21 protein-coding genes are annotated in these 18,491 nt (G+C 65.2%); 8 read left to right on the top strand and 13 right to left on the bottom strand.

Annotated features, from left to right (window positions below):
• The coding region (locus tag ACKOED_RS02730; protein ID WP_408915043.1) for an autotransporter domain-containing protein at window positions 1-3,070 on the top strand (3,070 nt) is incomplete at its 5' end.
• Window positions 3,071-3,122: 52 nt separating this feature from the next.
• Window positions 3,123-3,449 carry a hypothetical protein gene (locus ACKOED_RS02725; protein ID WP_408915042.1) on the top strand — a complete coding sequence of 109 codons (327 nt, stop codon included), beginning with the start codon at window positions 3,123-3,125 and terminating at the stop codon, window positions 3,447-3,449.
• On the opposite strand, the gene ACKOED_RS02720 is transcribed toward ACKOED_RS02725, so the two are convergent.
• Together ACKOED_RS02720 and ACKOED_RS02715 are read right to left on the bottom strand one after the other, a co-directional pair.
• On the bottom strand, window positions 3,405-3,596 hold the full coding sequence (locus tag ACKOED_RS02720; protein ID WP_408915041.1) for a helix-turn-helix domain-containing protein: 192 nt from the start codon (window positions 3,594-3,596) through the stop codon (window positions 3,405-3,407). The two genes, ACKOED_RS02725 and ACKOED_RS02720, sit on opposite strands and share 45 nt — an antisense overlap.
• Window positions 3,597-3,766: 170 nt before the next feature.
• The gene (locus ACKOED_RS02715; protein ID WP_408915040.1) at window positions 3,767-4,960 is read right to left on the bottom strand and encodes an alpha-D-ribose 1-methylphosphonate 5-triphosphate diphosphatase; all 1,194 of its coding nucleotides are present in this window, start codon (window positions 4,958-4,960) and stop codon (window positions 3,767-3,769) included.
• A 61-nt stretch (window positions 4,961-5,021) separates the two neighbouring features.
• On the opposite strand from ACKOED_RS02715, the gene phnD reads away from it, so the two are divergent.
• The 3 genes from phnD to phnE are packed head-to-tail and all read left to right on the top strand — an operon-like array spanning window position 5,022 to window position 7,455.
• Window positions 5,022-5,888, top strand: a complete 867-nt coding sequence (gene phnD, locus ACKOED_RS02710; RefSeq protein WP_408915039.1) for a phosphate/phosphite/phosphonate ABC transporter substrate-binding protein — start codon at window positions 5,022-5,024, stop codon at window positions 5,886-5,888.
• Entirely contained in the window at window positions 5,889-6,674 is a 786-nt protein-coding gene (locus ACKOED_RS02705; RefSeq protein ID WP_408915038.1) for a phosphonate ABC transporter ATP-binding protein, read from the top strand. It begins immediately after the preceding gene.
• The gene (gene phnE / locus ACKOED_RS02700) at window positions 6,667-7,455 is read left to right on the top strand and encodes a phosphonate ABC transporter, permease protein PhnE (RefSeq protein ID WP_408915037.1); all 789 of its coding nucleotides are present in this window, start codon (window positions 6,667-6,669) and stop codon (window positions 7,453-7,455) included. Before ACKOED_RS02705 ends, phnE begins: the two co-directional genes overlap by 8 nt.
• Here phnE and phnN read toward each other — a convergent pair.
• The 11 genes from phnN to ACKOED_RS02645 all read right to left on the bottom strand — a co-directional run bounded on the left by phnN (window position 7,348) and on the right by ACKOED_RS02645 (window position 15,892).
• Entirely contained in the window at window positions 7,348-8,004 is a 657-nt protein-coding gene (phnN, locus tag ACKOED_RS02695; RefSeq protein ID WP_408915036.1) for a phosphonate metabolism protein/1,5-bisphosphokinase (PRPP-forming) PhnN, read from the bottom strand. The two genes, phnE and phnN, sit on opposite strands and share 108 nt — an antisense overlap.
• Window positions 8,004-9,143, bottom strand: a complete 1,140-nt coding sequence (locus ACKOED_RS02690) for an alpha-D-ribose 1-methylphosphonate 5-triphosphate diphosphatase (RefSeq protein ID WP_408915035.1) — start codon at window positions 9,141-9,143, stop codon at window positions 8,004-8,006. Before ACKOED_RS02690 ends, phnN begins: the two co-directional genes overlap by 1 nt.
• Window positions 9,140-9,829, bottom strand: coding sequence for a DUF1045 domain-containing protein (locus tag ACKOED_RS02685; protein WP_408915034.1), 690 nt, complete (start codon window positions 9,827-9,829; stop codon window positions 9,140-9,142). The genes ACKOED_RS02690 and ACKOED_RS02685 overlap by 4 nt, the downstream gene beginning before the upstream one ends.
• A gap of 13 nt (window positions 9,830-9,842) precedes the next feature.
• Complete coding sequence (gene phnL / locus ACKOED_RS02680) at window positions 9,843-10,523, bottom strand: phosphonate C-P lyase system protein PhnL (protein ID WP_408915033.1); 681 nt, start codon at window positions 10,521-10,523, stop codon at window positions 9,843-9,845.
• 3 nt (window positions 10,524-10,526) lie between these two features.
• Window positions 10,527-11,297, bottom strand: a complete 771-nt coding sequence (gene phnK / locus ACKOED_RS02675; protein ID WP_408915032.1) for a phosphonate C-P lyase system protein PhnK — start codon at window positions 11,295-11,297, stop codon at window positions 10,527-10,529.
• On the bottom strand, window positions 11,294-12,130 hold the full coding sequence (locus ACKOED_RS02670; RefSeq protein ID WP_408915031.1) for an alpha-D-ribose 1-methylphosphonate 5-phosphate C-P-lyase PhnJ: 837 nt from the start codon (window positions 12,128-12,130) through the stop codon (window positions 11,294-11,296). Before ACKOED_RS02670 ends, phnK begins: the two co-directional genes overlap by 4 nt.
• Complete coding sequence (locus tag ACKOED_RS02665) at window positions 12,127-13,218, bottom strand: carbon-phosphorus lyase complex subunit PhnI (protein WP_408915030.1); 1,092 nt, start codon at window positions 13,216-13,218, stop codon at window positions 12,127-12,129. The genes ACKOED_RS02670 and ACKOED_RS02665 overlap by 4 nt, the downstream gene beginning before the upstream one ends.
• On the bottom strand, window positions 13,218-13,808 hold the full coding sequence (gene phnH, locus ACKOED_RS02660) for a phosphonate C-P lyase system protein PhnH (protein ID WP_408915029.1): 591 nt from the start codon (window positions 13,806-13,808) through the stop codon (window positions 13,218-13,220). The genes ACKOED_RS02665 and phnH overlap by 1 nt, the downstream gene beginning before the upstream one ends.
• Entirely contained in the window at window positions 13,801-14,214 is a 414-nt protein-coding gene (gene phnG / locus ACKOED_RS02655; protein WP_408915028.1) for a phosphonate C-P lyase system protein PhnG, read from the bottom strand. The genes phnH and phnG overlap by 8 nt, the downstream gene beginning before the upstream one ends.
• A gap of 55 nt (window positions 14,215-14,269) precedes the next feature.
• On the bottom strand, window positions 14,270-14,920 hold the full coding sequence (locus tag ACKOED_RS02650) for a DapH/DapD/GlmU-related protein (RefSeq protein WP_408915027.1): 651 nt from the start codon (window positions 14,918-14,920) through the stop codon (window positions 14,270-14,272).
• A gap of 327 nt (window positions 14,921-15,247) precedes the next feature.
• On the bottom strand, window positions 15,248-15,892 hold the full coding sequence (locus ACKOED_RS02645; protein ID WP_408915026.1) for a TetR/AcrR family transcriptional regulator: 645 nt from the start codon (window positions 15,890-15,892) through the stop codon (window positions 15,248-15,250).
• Window positions 15,893-16,022: 130 nt separating this feature from the next.
• Between ACKOED_RS02645 and ACKOED_RS02640 the strand changes: the two genes are divergently transcribed.
• The 3 genes from ACKOED_RS02640 (at window position 16,023) to ACKOED_RS02630 (ending at window position 18,459) form a co-directional block, all read left to right on the top strand.
• Window positions 16,023-16,451: an ABA4-like family protein gene (locus ACKOED_RS02640; protein WP_408915025.1), complete on the top strand. Its 429-nt coding sequence runs from the start codon at window positions 16,023-16,025 to the stop codon at window positions 16,449-16,451.
• Window positions 16,448-17,254: a hypothetical protein gene (locus tag ACKOED_RS02635; protein ID WP_408915024.1), complete on the top strand. Its 807-nt coding sequence runs from the start codon at window positions 16,448-16,450 to the stop codon at window positions 17,252-17,254. The genes ACKOED_RS02640 and ACKOED_RS02635 overlap by 4 nt, the downstream gene beginning before the upstream one ends.
• An 80-nt stretch (window positions 17,255-17,334) precedes the next feature.
• Window positions 17,335-18,459: an aromatic ring-hydroxylating oxygenase subunit alpha gene (locus ACKOED_RS02630; protein ID WP_408915023.1), complete on the top strand. Its 1,125-nt coding sequence runs from the start codon at window positions 17,335-17,337 to the stop codon at window positions 18,457-18,459.
• Window positions 18,460-18,491: the final 32 nt, after the last annotated feature.

Raw genomic sequence — 18,491 nt, 5'->3', positions numbered from 1 at the left:
CGACGGCGGCGGTGGCGGCGGCGCGATGGGGGGCGCGGTGTTCGTGGTTCCCGGCGGCAAGCTGACCATCACCGGCGGCGGCGGCGAGACGGGAAGCGCCGTCACTGGCGGCGCGGGCGGCGACGGCGGCGGCAACGGCAGCGCCTATGGCTCCGGCTTTTTCGTCGCCTCCTCAACGCTCAATTTCGACATCGCCGCTTCGCAGACCTATGGCATCTCCGGCGTCATCGCTGACCTCAACGGGTCTGGCGGCGCGGGGGCCGGCAATGGCGTCGGCGGCACCGGCGGCCCGAGCGGCCTCGTTAAGGAGGGCAGCGGCACGCTGATCCTGTCCGCCGCCAACACCTACACCGGCGATACCCTGGTGAGCGCGGGCACGCTGAGGATCACCAATGCCGCGGCGCTGGGCACGGGGACCGCCGGCACCACCATCGACAACGGGGCGGCGGTGGAGATCGGCGCCAACAACGTCGCCGAGGCCTTCGCCCTCGGCGTTGCCAGCGGGGCAATGAACTTCGCGACCCTCAGCAACGTGGGCGGCAGCTACACGCTGACGGGCGCGATCAGTATCGCCGAGAATGGCCGGATCATCTCGGCCAACGACGGCGGCAACATCCGCACGCTCACGCTGGACGCCGCCGGCGGCGACATCACCGGCGCCGGGCAGAGCCTGACGCTGGGCGGTGCCGGCAATGTTTCCGTGGACAGGGCCATTGCCACCGGCTCCGGCACGCTGAGCAAGGAGGGCGCCGGCACGGTCACCCTGTCCGGCGCCAACACCTACACCGGCGCGACGAATGTCAGGGATGGCACGCTGGACGTGACCGGCTCCATCGCCTCGGCGGCGGTGCAGGTGGGCGACGGCAGCGGCTCTGCTGGCAGCGCCACGCTGAGGGTGGACGGCGCTTCTCTCGCCGACACGGCGGCGGTGACGGTGAACAGCGATGGCGTGGTTAGCGGCGCGGGCGAGGAGGCGGTAGGCTCTCTGACGCTGGATGGCGGCTTGCTTGCGGCGGGCGCCACGCTGAGCGCGGCGGGCGCGAAGACGCTGAACGGCGGCATGATCGCCGGGACCCTGTCGGGAACCGGCGCCACCACGGTGCAGAATGGCGCCACCACGGTGACCGGCTCGATCTTGGGCGATGTCACGGTGGCGTCCGGCGGCACGCTGGTGCTGGCCAGCAACAATGCGGTCACCGGCAAGATCATCACCACCGGCGCGGTGGTCGAATATCTTGACGGCGTGACCCGGACCGGAGAAATCGAACTCAATTCCAATAGCACGCAGCTGAAAGTGGCATCCGGCACCGCCACGCAGGCGGGGCTGATCTCCCAGGACGCATCATCCCGCCCACTTGAGAAGATCGGCGCCGGCACGCTTGTGCTCTCCGGACAAAATACCTACACCGGCCTGACCGCGATTTTGGAGGGCAAGCTGATCGTCAATGGTTCGCTGGCCGGAACAATGACCGTGGGCGATACCACCATGCTCGGCGGCAACGGTGCATTTAACGCCGTCACCGTTCAGCCGGGCGGAACGCTGTCGCCGGGCAATTCGATCGGCATCCAGAATTTCGCAACCCTGACGCTGAACGCCGGCTCCACCACGGTGATCGAAGTCGACTCGGTGGCTCTGACCTCGGACAGGATCGTGGTCAGCGGCGTGGCCTCGCTCAACGGCACGCTGAACCTCGTCAATTTCACCCCGGGCACGGAGGTTGAAAACAGCTACATTTTCCTGACGGCGGCGGGCGGCGTCAGCGGCGCATTCGCGACCGTCAATAACCCTTTCCTGTTGCTGACCCCGAGCCTCACTTACAATCCTAACAGCGTGGTTCTCAAGATCGGGCGCAATGCCTCAAGCTTCGCCTCCTTCGCCAACACGCCAAACCAGAGCGGTGTCGCCTCTGCAATCGATTCCACCTACGCGAATATGAACCAGGGCAGCGCCGCCTACCAGACGCTGGTCAACCAGCTGCTGCTGGCCACCGATGCCAATGCCCTGCGCGGCAATCTCCACCAGCTGACCGGGGCCGAGTATGCCCAGCACCTGCAATCGGTGCTGTGGTCCACCCGCGCCATCAACCGCATCGTCACCGAGCGCATGGAATGCGGCGGCAGCGCGCGGGACTATGTGAGGGCCGATGGGTCGGCCGCCAGCCTGGGGGCCAGCGAAGCGCCGATCTCGGCCACCGGCTGCTTCACGCCGGGCGAGGCGGCGCTGTGGATGCGCGGCTTCGGATCGTGGAACAGCCTCGAGGGCGATGACAACGCGCCGGGCCTCGATGAGACGCAATATGGCATTCTGTTCGGGGCCGACTACAGCTTCGACGGCGACTGGTTCGTTGGGCTGAGCGGCGGCTATTTCAACAGCGCGGGCTCCTCCGACAGCTGGGGCGGCCGGTCCGGCGGCAGCGCCGATTATGGCGGCATGCAGCTGGCGGCTTATGGCGGCTTCGACAACAGCGTGTTCTATCTGCGCGGCATCGCCGCCTATGGCAACTATGACGGCGACGGCAGCCGCGGCATCTCGGGTCTGGGCAATATTGCCGGGCGGCTCACCGGCGATCCGTCCTCGGATGTGATGTCGTTCTACGGCGAGACCGGCTACCGCATCGCGGCGGGCGGGATCGGCAACGTGACGCCCTTCGCCGGGCTTTCCGTGGCGGACGCAAGGCTCAACGGCTTCACCGAGAAGGACGTGGGCGGCAGCGGCGCGGCGCTGCGTTTTGACGGTAACGACGCCTCGTCCACGGTGTCGATTCTGGGTCTCAGGCTCGATTCGCTCATCGGCACGGCCTCGGGCATGTTCTCGCCGGAACTGTCGCTGGCCTGGGCGCATGAGTTCGGCGACACCTACCAGACGCTGGACGCCAGCTTCGCCGAAGGCCCGCCAGGCACGGACTTCACGGTGGTGGGGTCTGAGGTGGCGCGCGATGCCCTTGTGGTGGGCGCCGACCTCAACGTGGCGCTCAGCGACGGGCTTGACCTGCGGCTTTCCTATGACGGCTGGTTCAACGGCGATTACACGTCCAACGCCGTCACCGCCAAACTGGGCTGGGATTTCTAGTGTCCTGAACCAGAAGTCCGGGCGATCAACTTGTTGTCTTTTGAGCTGGGGTTTGGGACAGAACCTCGCGATCGAGGCTAGGATTTGGTCTGCTGATTTGATCAAGCTGAACGGCCTTGGTTTCGCGTTGCGGGCGTTGATGAAGGCTGCGTTGTCCGCCTTGCGCGCGGCCACGCTTTCGTGGATGCCGCGCCTGATCTTCCTTTCGGTGATGAGGGCGAAGAAACGTGCCGCCTGGTTGAGCCGTGATGCGCTGGCGGGGGTGAGGCGCAACGGCCCGCTTGCCCCAGCCATGCCGCGCGAATTCCAGTGCATGGCAGCGGCGGGCCGGTTTTCAGCGATTCAATGCGCGCGCCATCAATGCCGCGGGCTTGCCTGAACGCGGTTCGCCATACAATCCGTCAAATCCGGGAGCCGCGAACCGCCGGCGCCACTTGCCCTTGGTGCTGGCGCATACGCCAAGTTCCACAGCGATGTCCTTGCTCTGCGCGCCCCGCGCGCTGGCAAGCACGATCCGCGCCCGCATGGCCACCGCTTGCGCCGCGACGCCAAACCTTCAAGCTCAGCATGCTCCTCCGGGGTCAAAACAATCTCAGGAGCCCTTCGTACAGACGCCATGCAGTCCTCCGCGCAAAAGCGGGAACACCGTGGCATCATCGTTCAATACCCACTCCGCGAATTTTTTGACTCAAGACGCTAGAATCCGGCGTGGACGATGCGGCCGGCGGCCACGACCAGGGCCGGCCGCGGCGAGAATTCGGGAAGCAGGATGAGGTCGGCGCGGCAGCCTTCCGTGATACGGCCGCGATCATCAAGCCCGCAGGCAGCGGCCGGATTGGCGGCGATCAGTTCCCAGCCGCGTTCCAGTGGCAAGGCATTGCGCTCGGCAAGCAGCAGCGCTGCGCGCAGCGGCGCCGGATAGTAGTAATCCGAGGCCAGGATGGTGCAGCGCTCCTCCCGGATCGCCTGTTCAGCGCCCAGCGCGCCGTTGTGGCTGCCGCCGCGCACCACATTGGGGGCACCCAGAACAATGCTGTCGCCAGCCTGCGCCGCGGCTTCAAGCGCTTCCTGCTTCATCGGAAACTCCGCGATGCCAGCGCCGAGTGCGCGGTAGGAATGGCGTTCCGCGGCCGTCCGGTCATCATGGGACAGCATGGGAACGCCGTGGGCACGTGCGGCCACCGCCATGTCGCTGATTGCTCCAGATACGTCCGCCATGCGTGCCGCCGCCTTCTCGAGCAACGCCATGTAGACGCTTTCATCGATCATCGCCCGTTCGGCGGCGCTCTTGATCTTGATGTCGGCGCGGGAACCGCGAAGCGTCGGCGTGGTATGGTCATTGAAGGCGAGCAGCGGCTTGTGGGCGCGCGCGAACAGCGCTTTCACCGCCTCCATCTCATCGAGCGCGAACGTCTCCCAGCGCAGATGCAGCCGGTGATCGCACAGCAGCTCTGGCTTCAGCCGGTCGAGGGCTTCGATGATCGCCAGGGCCTGCTCCAGGCTCCGCAGCCCTGGCTCCCACGACACGGTGACGCCATGATAGGCAGTGGTGATGCCGTTGGCGGCGAGCTGCCGGTCGGTCTCGAGAAATGCCACGTCGAGCGGGAACAGGGTCTTGGGCCGCGGCATGATCTGGCGCTCGAAGGCATCGCCATGAATGTCGACGATGCCCGGCAGGACCAGGCAGCCAGCGGCGTTAATGCCGCTCCCAGCCGCCGTGCCGCCGCGCCGGATTTCCGCAATCTTGCCATCCGCCAGAAGCAGATCGGCTTTCACAAAGCCTTCTCCCGGCAGCAGGCAAAGCCCGCCCCGTATCAGGCCTTCCCTGGCTCCGAACAGTTCGTCAATCACGCTGGTCTCCTTCGCTGCGGAGAACTCGCCGATCTTCATGACAGTGTCATGAAAGCTTGGTGAGAGCGGGTGGTTGCCATTACAAACAGGAGAAGAGCTGATGAAATTCTGGTCTTGGATTGCCGGCGCCGCGCTCGCCGCCGGCCTCGCTGTCACACCGGCCGCGGCCGAGACGATCCGCCTTGCGGTGACCGATGTCGAGGGCATGGAACAACTGCAGCGCGAATATGGCGGCTTCGTCGAGGAGCTGGAGAAGGCCACTGGCCTCAAGGTGGAACTCACGCCTGTGAACAACCGCACCGCCGCGGTGGAAGCCATGCGCGCCGAGCAGGTGGACTTCGTGCTGACCGGCCCCGCGGAATATGTGGTGTTCGCGAAGCTGACCGAAGCCAAGCCGGTGGTGGGCTGGCACCGTCCGGACTATTTCTCCCAGCTGGTGGTGATGGCGGAAGGCGACATCAAGACCCTGGCTGATCTCAAGGGTAAGAAAGTGGCCTTCGGCGAGGTTGGCTCCACGTCGCAGCAGCTTGGCCCCGCGCAGGTTCTGGCTGACGCCGGGCTCAAATACAATGTCGACTATACGGCCGAGATCATCAAGCGCAACGTGGCCATCGAAGCGATGATCCGCGGCGATGTGCAGGCGGTGGGCATGAATCTGAGCCATCTGCGCTCGGTGCGCGAAAAGTTCCCGGGCCAGAAATTCGCGGTGGTCGGCCGCGGGCCGGACCTGCCGAACGACATCCTGATCGCCGCCTCCTACGTCAAGCCGGAGACCATTGAGGCCGTTCGCAAGGCCTTCCTCGAGAACGGCGACGCGCTGATGGCGGGCGTTCTCAAGGGTGAGGACACGCAGAAATACAACGGCGGCTATTTCGTCGCCGAGGTGAACGACAAGGACTACGACATGGTGCGCGCCATGTATGGCACCATTGGCGTTCCGGAATTCTCCAAGTTCCTCGGTGAGTAAGTGAACGTTGCGTTCAAGCATGATGATGCGGCGGCGGGCTCCGGTGAGCCCGCCGTCATCTCCGTCTCCGGTCTGAGCAAGTCTTTCATATCTGGAAAGCCTGTATTCTCAGGTATTTCCTTCGACATCGCGCCCGGAAGCGTGGTGGCGCTGATCGGCGCCAATGGGGCCGGCAAATCGACACTGCTCCGCTGCATTCCCCGGCTGATCGAGCCGGACGGCGGCCATATCCGGGTGCTGGGAACCGACGTGCTGGACCGCCGCCGCAGCCTGCGCGGCTTGCGCGCCCGGCTGGGCTTCGTGTTCCAGAAGCACAATCTGGTGGGCCGCCTCTCGGCCCTCACCAATGTCATTCACGGGGCGCAAGCGCGCCGCTATGGCGCCCGCGCCTGGCTGCAGAGCCTGGCGCCGAAACGGCTGCGGGAGGAAGCCATGGCATGCCTTGAAAGAGTGGGCCTGCCGCAGACGGCAGCGCAGCGGGCCGATTCGCTGTCAGGCGGACAATCGCAGCGGGTGGCGATCGCCAGAGCCCTGATGCAGCAGCCGGACATCGTTCTCGCCGATGAACCGGCCGCCAGCCTCGATCCACAGGCCGGTGACGAGGTGATGGAACTGTTCGCGAGCCTGATGCGCAAGGAAGCCAAGACCGTTGTCTTCACCTCCCACAACCTCACCCATGCGCTTGCCTTTTCCGACCGGGTGATCGCGCTGGGCGGTGGCCGCATTCAGCTTGATGCGCCGTCCAGCGCCCTGAAGGAATCTGATTTGCGGGGTCTTTATGTCTGAAGCCACTCTCCCCGCGCGTCTCGGGCGGCCGAGCCCCTTCGCTTTCGTACTGGCGCTCGCCGCCGCTGCTTTCGTCATCGCCAGCTTCACCACCAGCGGCGTTTCGATCGATAAGCTGGTGCGCGGGCTTCCGGCGCTGGGGCGGCTGGTGGACCAGATGTTTCCACCATCCCTCGAGCGGATTGAACCGGTGCTGTGGTCGCTGCTGCAGACCTTCCAGATGGCCGTGGCGGGTACGGTCCTGGGCCTGATCCTCAGTCTGCCGCTGGCCATTCTCGCCGCGCCCAGCCTGTCGCCGCATCCGGTCATCGTATGGGCGGTGCGCGGCCTCGTGGCCTTCTTCCGCACCGTGCCGGATCTGGTCTGGGCCATCGTCTTCGTGATCGCGGTGGGGCTGGGGCCTGCTGCCGGCGTGCTGGCGCTGATGATCGACACCATCGGATTTGCGGCGCGCTTCTTCGCCGAGGCGATGGAGGAAACCGACAAGGGCCCGCGGGAGGCGCTCACCGCCATGGGCGCCAGCCGCAGCGGCATCATTTTTTCAGCGGTGATCCCGCAGGCGCTGCCATCGATGATCAACACTTCGCTGTTCTCGCTGGAGAAGGCGACGCGCGGCTCCGTGGTGCTGGGTCTTGTCGGCGCTGGCGGAATCGGGATCGAGTTGAAGGTCTCGCTAGAGCTGTTCGACTATGACCAGGCCGCGACCATCATCATCGCGATCTTCCTGCTGGTGCTCGCCGTCGAGCGCGCCTCCACCTGGGTCCGCGGCCGCGTTCTGTAGCGATCTCAGGAAAGCGCAGAATTGCGCCACGGCCTCATCGAGCGGGCCATCATTGACGATCCGGACGACTGTCATACCCGGCGGATAGTCCGGCACCTGGCGGGATACGCGCTGCATTGCCTGCCCGGCGCTCTCGCGCCCGCGGGCCAGGATGCGCGCCACCAGCACCTCTGGCGGCGCGGTGATCTCCACCACCGAGACGCGCGCAAAGCGGCCGCAGGCCTCGGCGATGGCGGCGCGCGAGCAATTGACCGCGACGATGGCGCCCGCGGCAATGTCGCCCTCCACAGCCTGGCCGATGCCATAATAGTTTCCATGCGCGCCCCACCACAGGCAGAACGCGTCTTCGGCGACGGCGATGGCGAATTCCATCTCCGTCATCGACACATGATCTTCGGCGGCCGGCATATTGAGACGCGTGACGAAGCGCCGGGGGAAAACAAAGCTCCGGTCAGCCTTCAGCGCATCCTTCGCCGCGTTCAGAACGCTGTCCTTGCCGGCGCCGCTGGGGCCGACGACGAGAACCAGATGTCCGGGTCTTGCCATCATCACATCACCCGCCGGCCTTCGCGCCAGACACGCCGCACGATGGGAATGCCACCTGCCACCCGCACCTGAAGAAAGTCCGCGCGCTTGCCGGGAGCGATGACGCCGCGGTCCTCGAGCCCCGCGGCGCGGGCGGGATTGAGGGTGATCAGCCTGATCGCCTCGGGAAGCGAAATGCCCGGCACCTCGGCCGCCAGCCGGAACACCGCCGGCAACAGGCTCGACGGCACATAATCAGAGGAAAGGACATCGAGATGACCATTCGCCGCCACATCGGCGGCGGAGATATTGCCTGAATGCGACCGGCCGCGAACCACATTGGGCGCGCCCATCAGCACCGCCAGCCCGTTGCGGTGGGCGGCGGCGGCGGCCTCCTGAGTGGTCGGAAACTCGGCAATCGACACGCCGTCGGCTATGGCCTCCTCGACATGGGCGAGCGTGGCGTCGTCGTGGCTTGCCACCCGCACACCCATGCTCCGCGCCAGTTCCAGAATGGCCTGCTTGTTGGCCGCCGCGTAGCGTGACTGGAATTCCCGGCGCTCGGCAATGTAGCCGTCCATCTGTTCCGGCAGCACCAGCTTCTTGCCCAGATAGTATTCCTTGAACTTCTCGATGGAAACGAACTGCCGGGCGCCCGGCGTGTGATCCATGATCGAGATGATATGCAGGGGGCCGGAGGCGGCCGTCATCCGCGCGGACTCGGCGGTGTCAGGGCATGGCAATTCGCAGCGCAGATGAATGAAATGTTCGGCCCTGAGCTGGCCCAGCTCCTGTGCCTCGACGATTGCCGTCGCCAGGGTCCGGGCATTCTGCGCCGACAGATCGCCCGGATCGAAAGTGCCGGCCCGCAACGCATCGAACACGGTTGTGATGCCCGCTGCGGCGATTTGCGCGTCATGCGCCATCACCGCCGGAACGGCCGGCCAGTTGACGCCCGGCCGGGGATGATAATGACTTTCGAGATGATCGGTGTGCAGCTCGACGATACCAGGAACCAGATAGTCGCCCTCGAAATCCTCGGCGGCTACCGCAGCGGGGCCCGCGGCCACTTCAGCGACCGCGCCATTCCTGACGCGCAGGGTTCCATCCACCACCTCATTGGCAAGCACGATCCTGGCATTGGTGAAAACCGTCTCGCTCATGCCGCCGCTCCCGCCGCTGACGCTGAAAGTGGCGCATAATTGGCCGCGAGAAACGGCGCGCCTGGCGCGGCTTCAACGAACAGCGTGAGGCCGGCAATGGCGATGGGCTCCGCGAGGGCCGGCGCGAAATGCGCGTCCGCGGCTACGGCCAGCCGCGATTCCTCGGGCGGATCGAGCCGTTCTGTCAGCGTCATGTGAAACCGGAATTCGTCCAGCACATAGGGGTAGCCCCAGCGCGTCAGATGCTGATCCTGGGTGGGCGTGAGCCGCGCCGCGCGGCGGCGGTTCAACTCTTCCTCGGTCGGCGGTAAGCGGAATCCGTCAAGCTCGCGCACGCAACGCGCGGCAAGACCGGAGAGCGCGGGCGATGGCCCCGACGGAACCAGAGCCAGAAATCCGCCGATCACGCCCACCTTCAGCCTGATGTTGAAGCAAGCCTCGCTTGATCCCAGCGACGCTACGGCCTGCGCCAACTCTTCCGGCGTCTTGTCATCGCGGAGCGGGAAGGGCGCTTTCAGTGTGCCATGGAACCCGTAGCGGCAAGGCTCCATGGTCATCCGCCCGATGCCCAGAACATTGGGCTGGTCAACGGCTTGCCCTGTCCAGGCATCGCGGCCAAGCCAGCGCGAGCCCAGCGCATGCAGCAGGCTGTCCGGCGGCGGCGCGAAATAGATGGCGTATCGCATGCCTGGCAACTCCTCAGGCCAGCGGAATGTCACGGGTGCAGGCCAGGCGGCGCTCGCGCTCGTCATGGAACACGCCGAGAATAGCGCTGCCGCGGGCTTGTGCCTCGGCGATCAGTTCCAGAACGCGCAGCCGGTTTTCGGCATCGAGCGAGGCGGTGGGCTCATCCAGCAACAGGACCGGAAAATGCGCCGCAAAGCCGCGCGCGATGTTCACGCGCTGCTGTTCGCCGCCAGAGAAGGTCATGGGCGAGAGCTTCCACAGCCGTTCCGGAATGTTGAGCCGTGCGAGCAGCAAGCGCGCGCGTCCCAGCGCCAGTTCCTCGGGCATGCCGCGGTCGAGCAGCGGCTCGGCGACGATCACCTCCGCGGGCACGCGCGGAATGACCCGCAGAAACTGGGTCACATACCCGATGGTCTGCTTGCGCAGCGCGAGGACCTGGCGCGGCTCGGCCTTGACGACGTCCGTCCACAGCCCGTTATCAAAGACGCGGATGGCGCCGCCGGTGGCCCGATAAGTGCCGTAGATCAGCTTCAGGAGCGAGCTCTTGCCGCGCCCCGAGGGGCCGGTGACGGCCACGGCTTCGCCCGGCTTTAGTTCGGCTGAAAGCCCGTCGAACACATCGATCCTGGCTCCCGACTGCTGGTGCAGCAGAAAGCTCTTGGACAGGTTTTCGATCGCCAATACCGCGCTCATCCGTCAGACCTGCAAAACCGAGGAAACCAGAAGCTGGGTGTAGGGGGCCTGCGGATCCTCCAGCACCTGATCCGTCAGCCCTTGTTCAATCACCTCGCCTTGCTGCATGACCATCATGCGCGTGGAGAGCAGCCGCGCCACCGCCAGATCATGGGTGACGACGATGGCGGCGAGATCGAGCCGCTTCACCAGTCCGCGAATGAGGTCCAAGAGCCGCGCCTGCACCGATACGTCGAGCCCGCCGGTCGGTTCATCCATGAAGACGAGCCGTGGCGAGGTGACCAGGTTGCGGGCGATCTGCAGCCGCTGGCGCATGCCGCCGGAGTAAGACCACGGACTGTCGTCGATGCGATCTTCCGGCACCTCGACGCGCTTCAGCCAGTCGACGGCGGTCTCGCGGATGTTTCCATAGTGGCGCGCGCCCACGGCCATCATGCGCTCGCCGACATTGGCGCCAGCGGAAACGCCCATGCGCAATCCCTCGCGGGCGTCCTGATGCACGAAACCCCAGTCGGTGCGCATCAGCAGGCGGCGCTCCGCCTCGCTCATCTCATCCAGCGCCACGCTCCGGCCATCGCGCATCCTATAGACGGATTTGCCCGCGCTTGCCGGCAGATGGCCGGAGAGGCAGCGCAGCAGCGTGGTCTTGCCCGAGCCAGATTCGCCGACGATCGCCAGCACTTCACCCGCGTGGAGATCGAAGGATACATCGCGGCATCCGACGCGCGGTCCGTAGAATTTTGAAATTGCGCTGACCGAGAGCAGGGCACTCATGACTTGCCCCGCCGTTCGGCGCAATAGTCGGTGTCCGAGCAAACGAACATTCTGCCGCCCTTGTCGTCCATGACGATCTCATCGAGGAAGCTGTCGCGCGCGCCGCACAGCGCGCAGGGCTTATCCCAGCGCTGCACCTCGAAAGGATGATCCTCGAAATCCAGGCTCTTGACCTTGGTATAGGGCGGGATGGCGTAGATGCGCTTTTCGCGGCCAGCCCCGAACAGCTGCAGCGCCGGGCAGTTGTCGAGCTTCGGATTATCGAACTTCGGGATCGGCGAGGGATCGAACACATAGCGGTCCGCCACCCGCGCCGGATAGGCATAGGTGGTGGCGATTTCGCCGTAATGCGCGATGTCCTCATAGAGCTTCACATGCATCACGCCATATTCCTCCAGCGCATGCATCTTGCGGGTTTCGGTCTCGCGCGGCTCGAGGAAGCGCAGCGGCTCCGGGATCGGCACCTGAAAGACGAGGATCTGGTCCTCGGTGAGCGGCGCTTCCGGAATGCGGTGGCGGGTCTGGATGACCGTCGCTTCCGCGGTGCGTTCGGTGGTGGCAACTCCCGCCGTCTTCACGAAGAACTTGCGGATCGACACCGCATTGGTGGTGTCGTCGGCGCCCTGGTCGATGACCTTGAGCGTGTCTTCCGGCGTCAGCACCGAGGCCGTTACCTGCACGCCGCCGGTGCCCCAGCCATAGGGCATCGGCATTTCACGGCTGGCGAAGGGCACCTGATAGCCGGGCACCGCGATGGCCTTGAGGATTGCCCGGCGGATCATCCGTTTGGTCTGCTCGTTCAGATAGGCGAAGTTGTAGGCAGGCGCGTTCATTCCGCCGCCTCCAGCTTGCCTGGGCCCCGGTCAATGTCGTCGCGCATGCGGCGGAGCATCACCAGTTCTGACTGGAAATCGACATAATGCGGCAGCTTCAGGTGCTCGACGAAGCCGGTGGCCTGCACATTGTCGGAGTGGGAGAGCACGAATTCCTCGTCCTGGGCGGGGGCGACGCGCTCCTCGCCAAGTTCTTCGGCCCTGAGCGAACGGTCGACCAGCGCCATCGACATCGCCTTGCGCTCACCCTGGCCGAAGCACAGGCCATAGCCGCGGGTGAATTGCGGCTTCACCGTCGCGGAGCCCTTGAACTGGTTGATCATCTCGCATTCGGTGACGGCGATCTCGCCGATCACCACCGCGAAGCCGAGCTCTTCGGGCGTGAAGCTCACCTCCACCATGCCGAAGCGGATTTCGCCAGCGAACGGATGGGTGCGGCCATAGCCGCGCTGGGTGGAGTAAGCGAGCGCCAGCAGGAAGCCCTCGTCGCCGCGCGCCAGGTTCTGAAGCCGCAGGTCACGGCCGGCCGGGAAGCTCAACGGGTCCTGGGTCAGGTCTTCCGGCTCCTGGTTGTCGCGCGAAGGCTGCTCCATCAGACCTTCAGCGCCGAGCAGTTCCAGCACGCGCGGCATATCCGCATGAAGCGGCGCCGGCGCGGCGGACGCCGTTTCAGGCGGCGCGTCGCCAGCCAGCGAAAAATCGAGAAGCCGGTGCGTATAGTCAAAGGTGGGACCAAGGATCTGGCCGCCCGGAATATCCTTGAAGGCGGCGGAGATGCGGCGCTTCACCCGCATGCGCGATGTTTCCAGCGGCGCGGCATAGCCGAAGCGCGCCAGCGTGGTGCGCGTGGCGCGGATCAGGAAGATCGCTTCGATCAGGTCGCCGCGCGCCTGTTTGACGGCCAGCGCCGCAAGGTCACGGTCATAGAGCGAGCCCTCGCACATCACGCGGTCGACGGCCAGCGTCAGCTGCTCAGCGATCTGCGCAAGGCTGAGGGAGGGCACCGAGGGGTCGCCGCGGCGCTCCTCGCCCAGCAGGCGGTGCGCGGCGTCGATGGCCTGTTCGCCACCTTTCACGGCCACATACATCAGGCGGCTTCCTTCAGTCGGATGGCGGTTGACCGCGGCAACGCGGCGATGGAGCTGGACGTGGCGAAGAACACATCGACACCGAGCGGAAACCGGGCGTGGTTGCGCTCAAGGGCTTGCCAGAACGGACTGCCGATGCCCGCCACGCCGAAGCCGGCGGGCGACGGAATACCGGGCCCGGCGATCTCGATCGCTCCGGTGTGAAAGCCCGGGACCTGGATCACCAGGCTTGCTGACCGGTCTGGGTATTCATGGGTTCCCTGGGCCAGGTCTTCGAGGGCCGGAGTATCATCATCCGCCGTGAGGAATAGGAACAGCGCCCGTGAAACATCGGTGACCAGGGGCGCTCCCGTATGAAAGCGCAGGTACTGAGCAAGTTCAGCATTGGCGAGGCGAGGTGAAAACCACACCGGCGTCTGGAAATCGCACAGCGTGAGCGCGATGGCCGCCGCCGCGGGCAGCAGCGGCGCGGGCGGCGTGAGCGCGGACGGCACACCGGTGACGACGCCAGGCCGCGCCATGGCTTTCATGATCGCCCGGAAGGCATGCGCCGCGTCCGCGGCAGGTTCGGCGAAGCCAGCCTCAGTCATCGCCGCGCACCATGGTGAAAAAGTCGACTTTGGTGGCAGCCGCCTTGGTCGAGGCCATGACATGGGTTTCCTGAAGGCTCTTCTCCAGCGGACGGATCACCGTTTCGGAGATTTCCGCGTGGCGCGCGGGCAATTGCAGCAGGCCGTCGCATATCGCCGCCAGATGGGCGTGGGCGGCGTTGCGGCCCATGACGTAGGCATGTCCCTCGACGTTCTCCGCAAGGCGCACGGCGCAGCGCGTCACAGTCGCTTCCCCAAGGTTGAAAGCGCCGCCCGTGGCGCCCATGCGACCGCGCAGCATGACCAAGCCGGTTTCCGGCGCGCGCAACACACGATGCGGCGTGCCGCTCAAGCCATTGGCGACGGCTTCAAGCCTGCTCCACGGCGACAATGCGAGAATTCGCATCCATGCCGCGCGCCCGGCAGAGCCGGACTCATTGTTAGCATCAAACATGACCCGTCTAACCAACCGAATGTAACGGCTGCATGACAACCCCTGACCGCTCGTATTTTTCGAGAAACGCCTCGGCCGAAAGGGCGCGGAAATCAGGCAGGGCCTGCTTCAGCTGCGCATGCGTCCAGTCCCACCAGGCCAGCGCCTGCAGGCGGTCGGCGATGGCCTGCGGATGCCGCCATTTGATGAGCCTGGCGGGGGCGCCCGCCACCACGCCATAGGGCGGCACATCCTTGGTCACCACCGCTTTCGCGGCGATGATGGCGCCATTTCCGATAGTCACGCCCTTCATGATCACCGCGCCATGGCCGATCCATGTGTCATGGCCGACCCGCACCGGCCGCGAGCGGCGCCAGTCGAAGACGGCGGTCTCGTCAGCCTCGTCCGGCCAGTAATAGCTGGAGCGGTACATGAAGTGATGCAGCGAGGCGCGGTGATAGGGATGTTCGCCGGGGTTCAGCCGGGTAAAGGCCGCGACATTGACGAACTTGCCAAGCTCCGAATATGCGATGTCGGCGTAGCGCGCCGTGTAGCTGTAATCGTCCAGCACCGATTCCAGAATATGGGCCCCCTCGCCGATCTCGACAAAATGGCCGAGCTGGCTGTTCCGCACATTTGCGCCGGGATGCAGGTAAGGCTGCTTGTCGAGTCTTGGCATGGCGAATCTCCGGCGCGAGTTTCTGCCGGCTGGAAATGACGGTAGTGTGAAGGCTGGCGGTTGCAGCTACCGCGCGAGGATAAGACCGCTCCTCCCCGCGTCACGAAATTGTTGAAAAATCACAAGAATTGTTGGTTCATGTGATTGATTGCCCATGCCTGCCCCGTCCTCACCGGCGCCGCCCTGGAACGGCTGGGGGACCACGGCATCATGTCCTGGGCCGGGGTAAACGGCGCCACCGGCGACGGTTTCCGCCCGCAAGCCGGAGAATACACTGGGCTTGCTCCCCTAAGGCGCTTCCGGCAGGCAACGCGAGGCGGCGTGAATTCACGGTGGCAGGGCCCGGCGAATGATCGCGGCGATCGCCTGCTCCCGCGCCGCCTCAGGCAAGTCCGTCAAATAGGGCAGCCTTCCCGCCACCATGAGGTCAGCAAGACCATGCGCCAGGGCCCAGGCGGCACTGACGTCAATGAGTGCTGAACGGTCCCGGCCTGGCGGGCCCCTCTTGCCCGTTACGCGGGCGACTTGAACGACGAGATCGTCAAATGCTGCCTCGGCCGCGCGGGACAGGTTTCCGTCGGCGAAGTCTGGACGCCGGGAGCCGAACATCAGCCTGAAGAGCGCCGGATTTTCGATTGCGAAAGCCAGATAGCCGAGGCCAGATGCCACCAGCTGTTCGCGCGGCGCGGGCCTGGCCTTTCGCCTGAAAGCTTCCTGCCGCGCCACAAAGCGCTCAAAACCCCGCGCGGCCAGCGCGGTCAGCAAGCCATCGGCATCCCGGAAGTGGTGCGCCGGCGCGGCATGGCTGACCCCGGCCCGCTTCGCCACGCCGCGCAGCGAAAAACCCTCGATGCCCTTCTCCGCGAGTTCCTTCCCGGCGGCGTCAAGCAGCGCTGCGGCCAATTCGCCGTGATGATAGGGGCGGCCCGCATCGGACAAGCGGCGCGTCTTCTTTCCGGGGGCTCCGGTCATGAAATTAACTGACCCCGGAAAGTTGTCACTGTCAAGATAATGCTTGACGCCCGGGGGCGCATTGCTAGTATCTTGACGTTGTCAAGTTTCCGGCGCGAGCCGGAGTCAGGAGATCGTCGTGACCCCCGAAATGCTGTTCGAGATCGCCAATCCAATCGCTCTAGCGGGGTGGCTTGCGCTCGCCTTCGCGCCCCTTGCGCCGCGGCTGGCGGGCATCGCTGGCGGCGTAATCGCGCCGCTTATTCTTTCCGTTGGATACACCGCGATCGTACTTGCGTTCTGGCATTCCGCGGAGGGTGGGTTCACCAGCTTGCCAAGCGTCGCCCAGCTGTTCGAGAGCCAGTGGCTGTTGCTCGCGGGCTGGGTTCACTTCCTCGCCTTTGACTTGATCGTCGGCGCGTGGGAGCTGCGCACCGCCAGACGCGAGAACATCCCGCATCTGATATTGCTGCCGTGCCTTCTCGTCACCTTTCTTTTCGGGCCGGCCGGATATCTGCTGTTTCAGGCGATCCGCGCATCGCTGAGAGCGACGAGAACCTCAGCGGGGGCGCCGGCATGAACAGTCTGGCAGCGGCCTCACCGCGCTACACCGCCCTTGCAATCCTCCTGGCGCTGGCGATGATTCCCGTCTTTGGCGCGGCGGCGCTGGACACGCGGCTCTTTCAGGGCATCGATGTCTGGATAAAGCCGCTGAAGTTCCTCACCGCTCTGGTGATCTATCTTCTGACGATCGCCTGGTTCGCGCGGTATGCGGCGCCTGAGATTACCGGCCGCGCCTGGTGGCGCTGGTATGAACGCGCCATCGTCGTGGGGGTGCTGCTGGAGATGATCTGGATCGGGGGAGCCGCCGCCATGGGTGTTGGTTCTCACTTCAACAGATCAACGCCGGCCATGGGAGCCATTTATGGTCTGATGGGTTTCGCGGCGCTGTTGCTCACATCCTCCAGCCTGACCCTGGCGTGGGCAATCCACCGGAACAAGAACAGCACGCTGCCGCCAGCCATGAGAACCGGCCTTGTGTGGGGTTTGACGCTGACTTTCGTTCTGACGGCGGTAACGGCGAGCAGGCTTTCGATGATGGGCAGCCACTGGATCGGCGGCGAGGCGAGCGACGCCGGCGGGCTGATGTTTTTCGGGTGGGCGCGTGATGGAGGCGATCTCAGGGTTGCCCATTTCTTCGCCACCCACGCGATGCATGCGGTGCCGCTGGCCGCGCTCTTGTGCGTACCCCTGTTCGGAGGCGCGGCGGTGGCGCCGGTAAGGGCGCTGGCGCTCGCCTATGCGGCGTTCGTCGGCTTTACAATGGTGCAGGCGCAGCTGGGTCAGCCGTTCCTTCCGGGACTTACGGCTCTTTTCCCATAGAACGGCGGGCTGGCAAAGCTATTGCGCGGCAGGGCTCGGCGGTTCTATCGTAGAAACACCGAGAGTAAAGGACGCCGCGCATGAACGTGATTTCCCGCCACCTCTGCGATCTCGGCCGCTTCGATGCCGATCCGGCCAAGTCCTACACGATCCCCGCCAACTACTATATCGACCCCGCCATCTATGAGCGCGAGAAGGAGTCGATCTTCTTCAAGGCGTGGAACTATGCCGCGCATGTGAGCCAGCTCGAAGCCGGCGGCGATTTCGTCACCCTGCGCATCGCCGACCAGAGCATCGTGGTGATGCGCGGCCAGGACGGCGTGCTGCGCGCCTTCTACAATGTCTGTTCGCACCGCGCCCATGAGCTGCTGCAGGGCTGCGGCCGCGCCAAGCTCATCACCTGCCCCTATCATGCCTGGACCTACCACACCGACGGGCGGTTGCGCTCCGCCGTGGGCCAGAAGCGGGTCGAGGGCTTCGCGGCCGGGGAATTTGCCCTGAAGCCGGTGCGGGTGGAGGAATATGCGGGCTTCGTGTTCGTGAACCTCGACCCTGATGCCCCGGCGCTGGCCACCCAGGCCAGCACCCTCGCGGCGGACATCAAGGGCTATTGCGCGGACGTTCCGGCGCTGAAATTCGCCCACCGCCTGACCTATGAGATCAAGGCCAACTGGAAGAACGTGGTCGACAACTTCCTCGAATGCTACCACTGCTCGATCGCCCATCCGGCCTTCGTCGATCTCGTCGACATCAAGAACTACAAGACCGAAACCTTCGATATCTATTCGAGCCATATCTCGCCCGCCGGCCGGGCGGACAACACCGCCTACCGCATTCCCGACGGCCCGTCGTCGAACTTCGCCGCCTGGTGGCTGTGGCCCAACGTGACCTTCAACGTGTTTCCGGGGGCCGCCAACATCACGGTCCTGCACATCCAGCCCACCGGCCCCGAGACCACGCTCGAGCATTTCGATTTCTTCTTCGCCTCCAGCACGCCGACGGCGGATGAGCGCCAGGCCATCGACTATCTCGACAAGGTGCTGCAGCCAGAGGATATCGGGCTTGTCGAAAGCGTGCAGCGCGGGCTTCATTCGCGCGGCTACAACCAGGGCCGGCTGATGGTGGACAAGGACCGCAGCTATAATTCCGAACACGGGCTTCACCATTTCCACGCGCTGGTGCTGAAGAGCCTCGGCGATCTTTAGTCCGCAGCCGTCTGGCTTGCGTCAGCGGCCGC

This window comes from Aestuariivirga sp. (assembly GCF_046093005.1).
GTDB lineage: Bacteria > Pseudomonadota > Alphaproteobacteria > Rhizobiales > Aestuariivirgaceae > Aestuariivirga.
The sequence above is the reverse complement of the archived record's forward strand: the minus strand, read 5'-3'. Positions and strand labels throughout refer to the sequence as shown.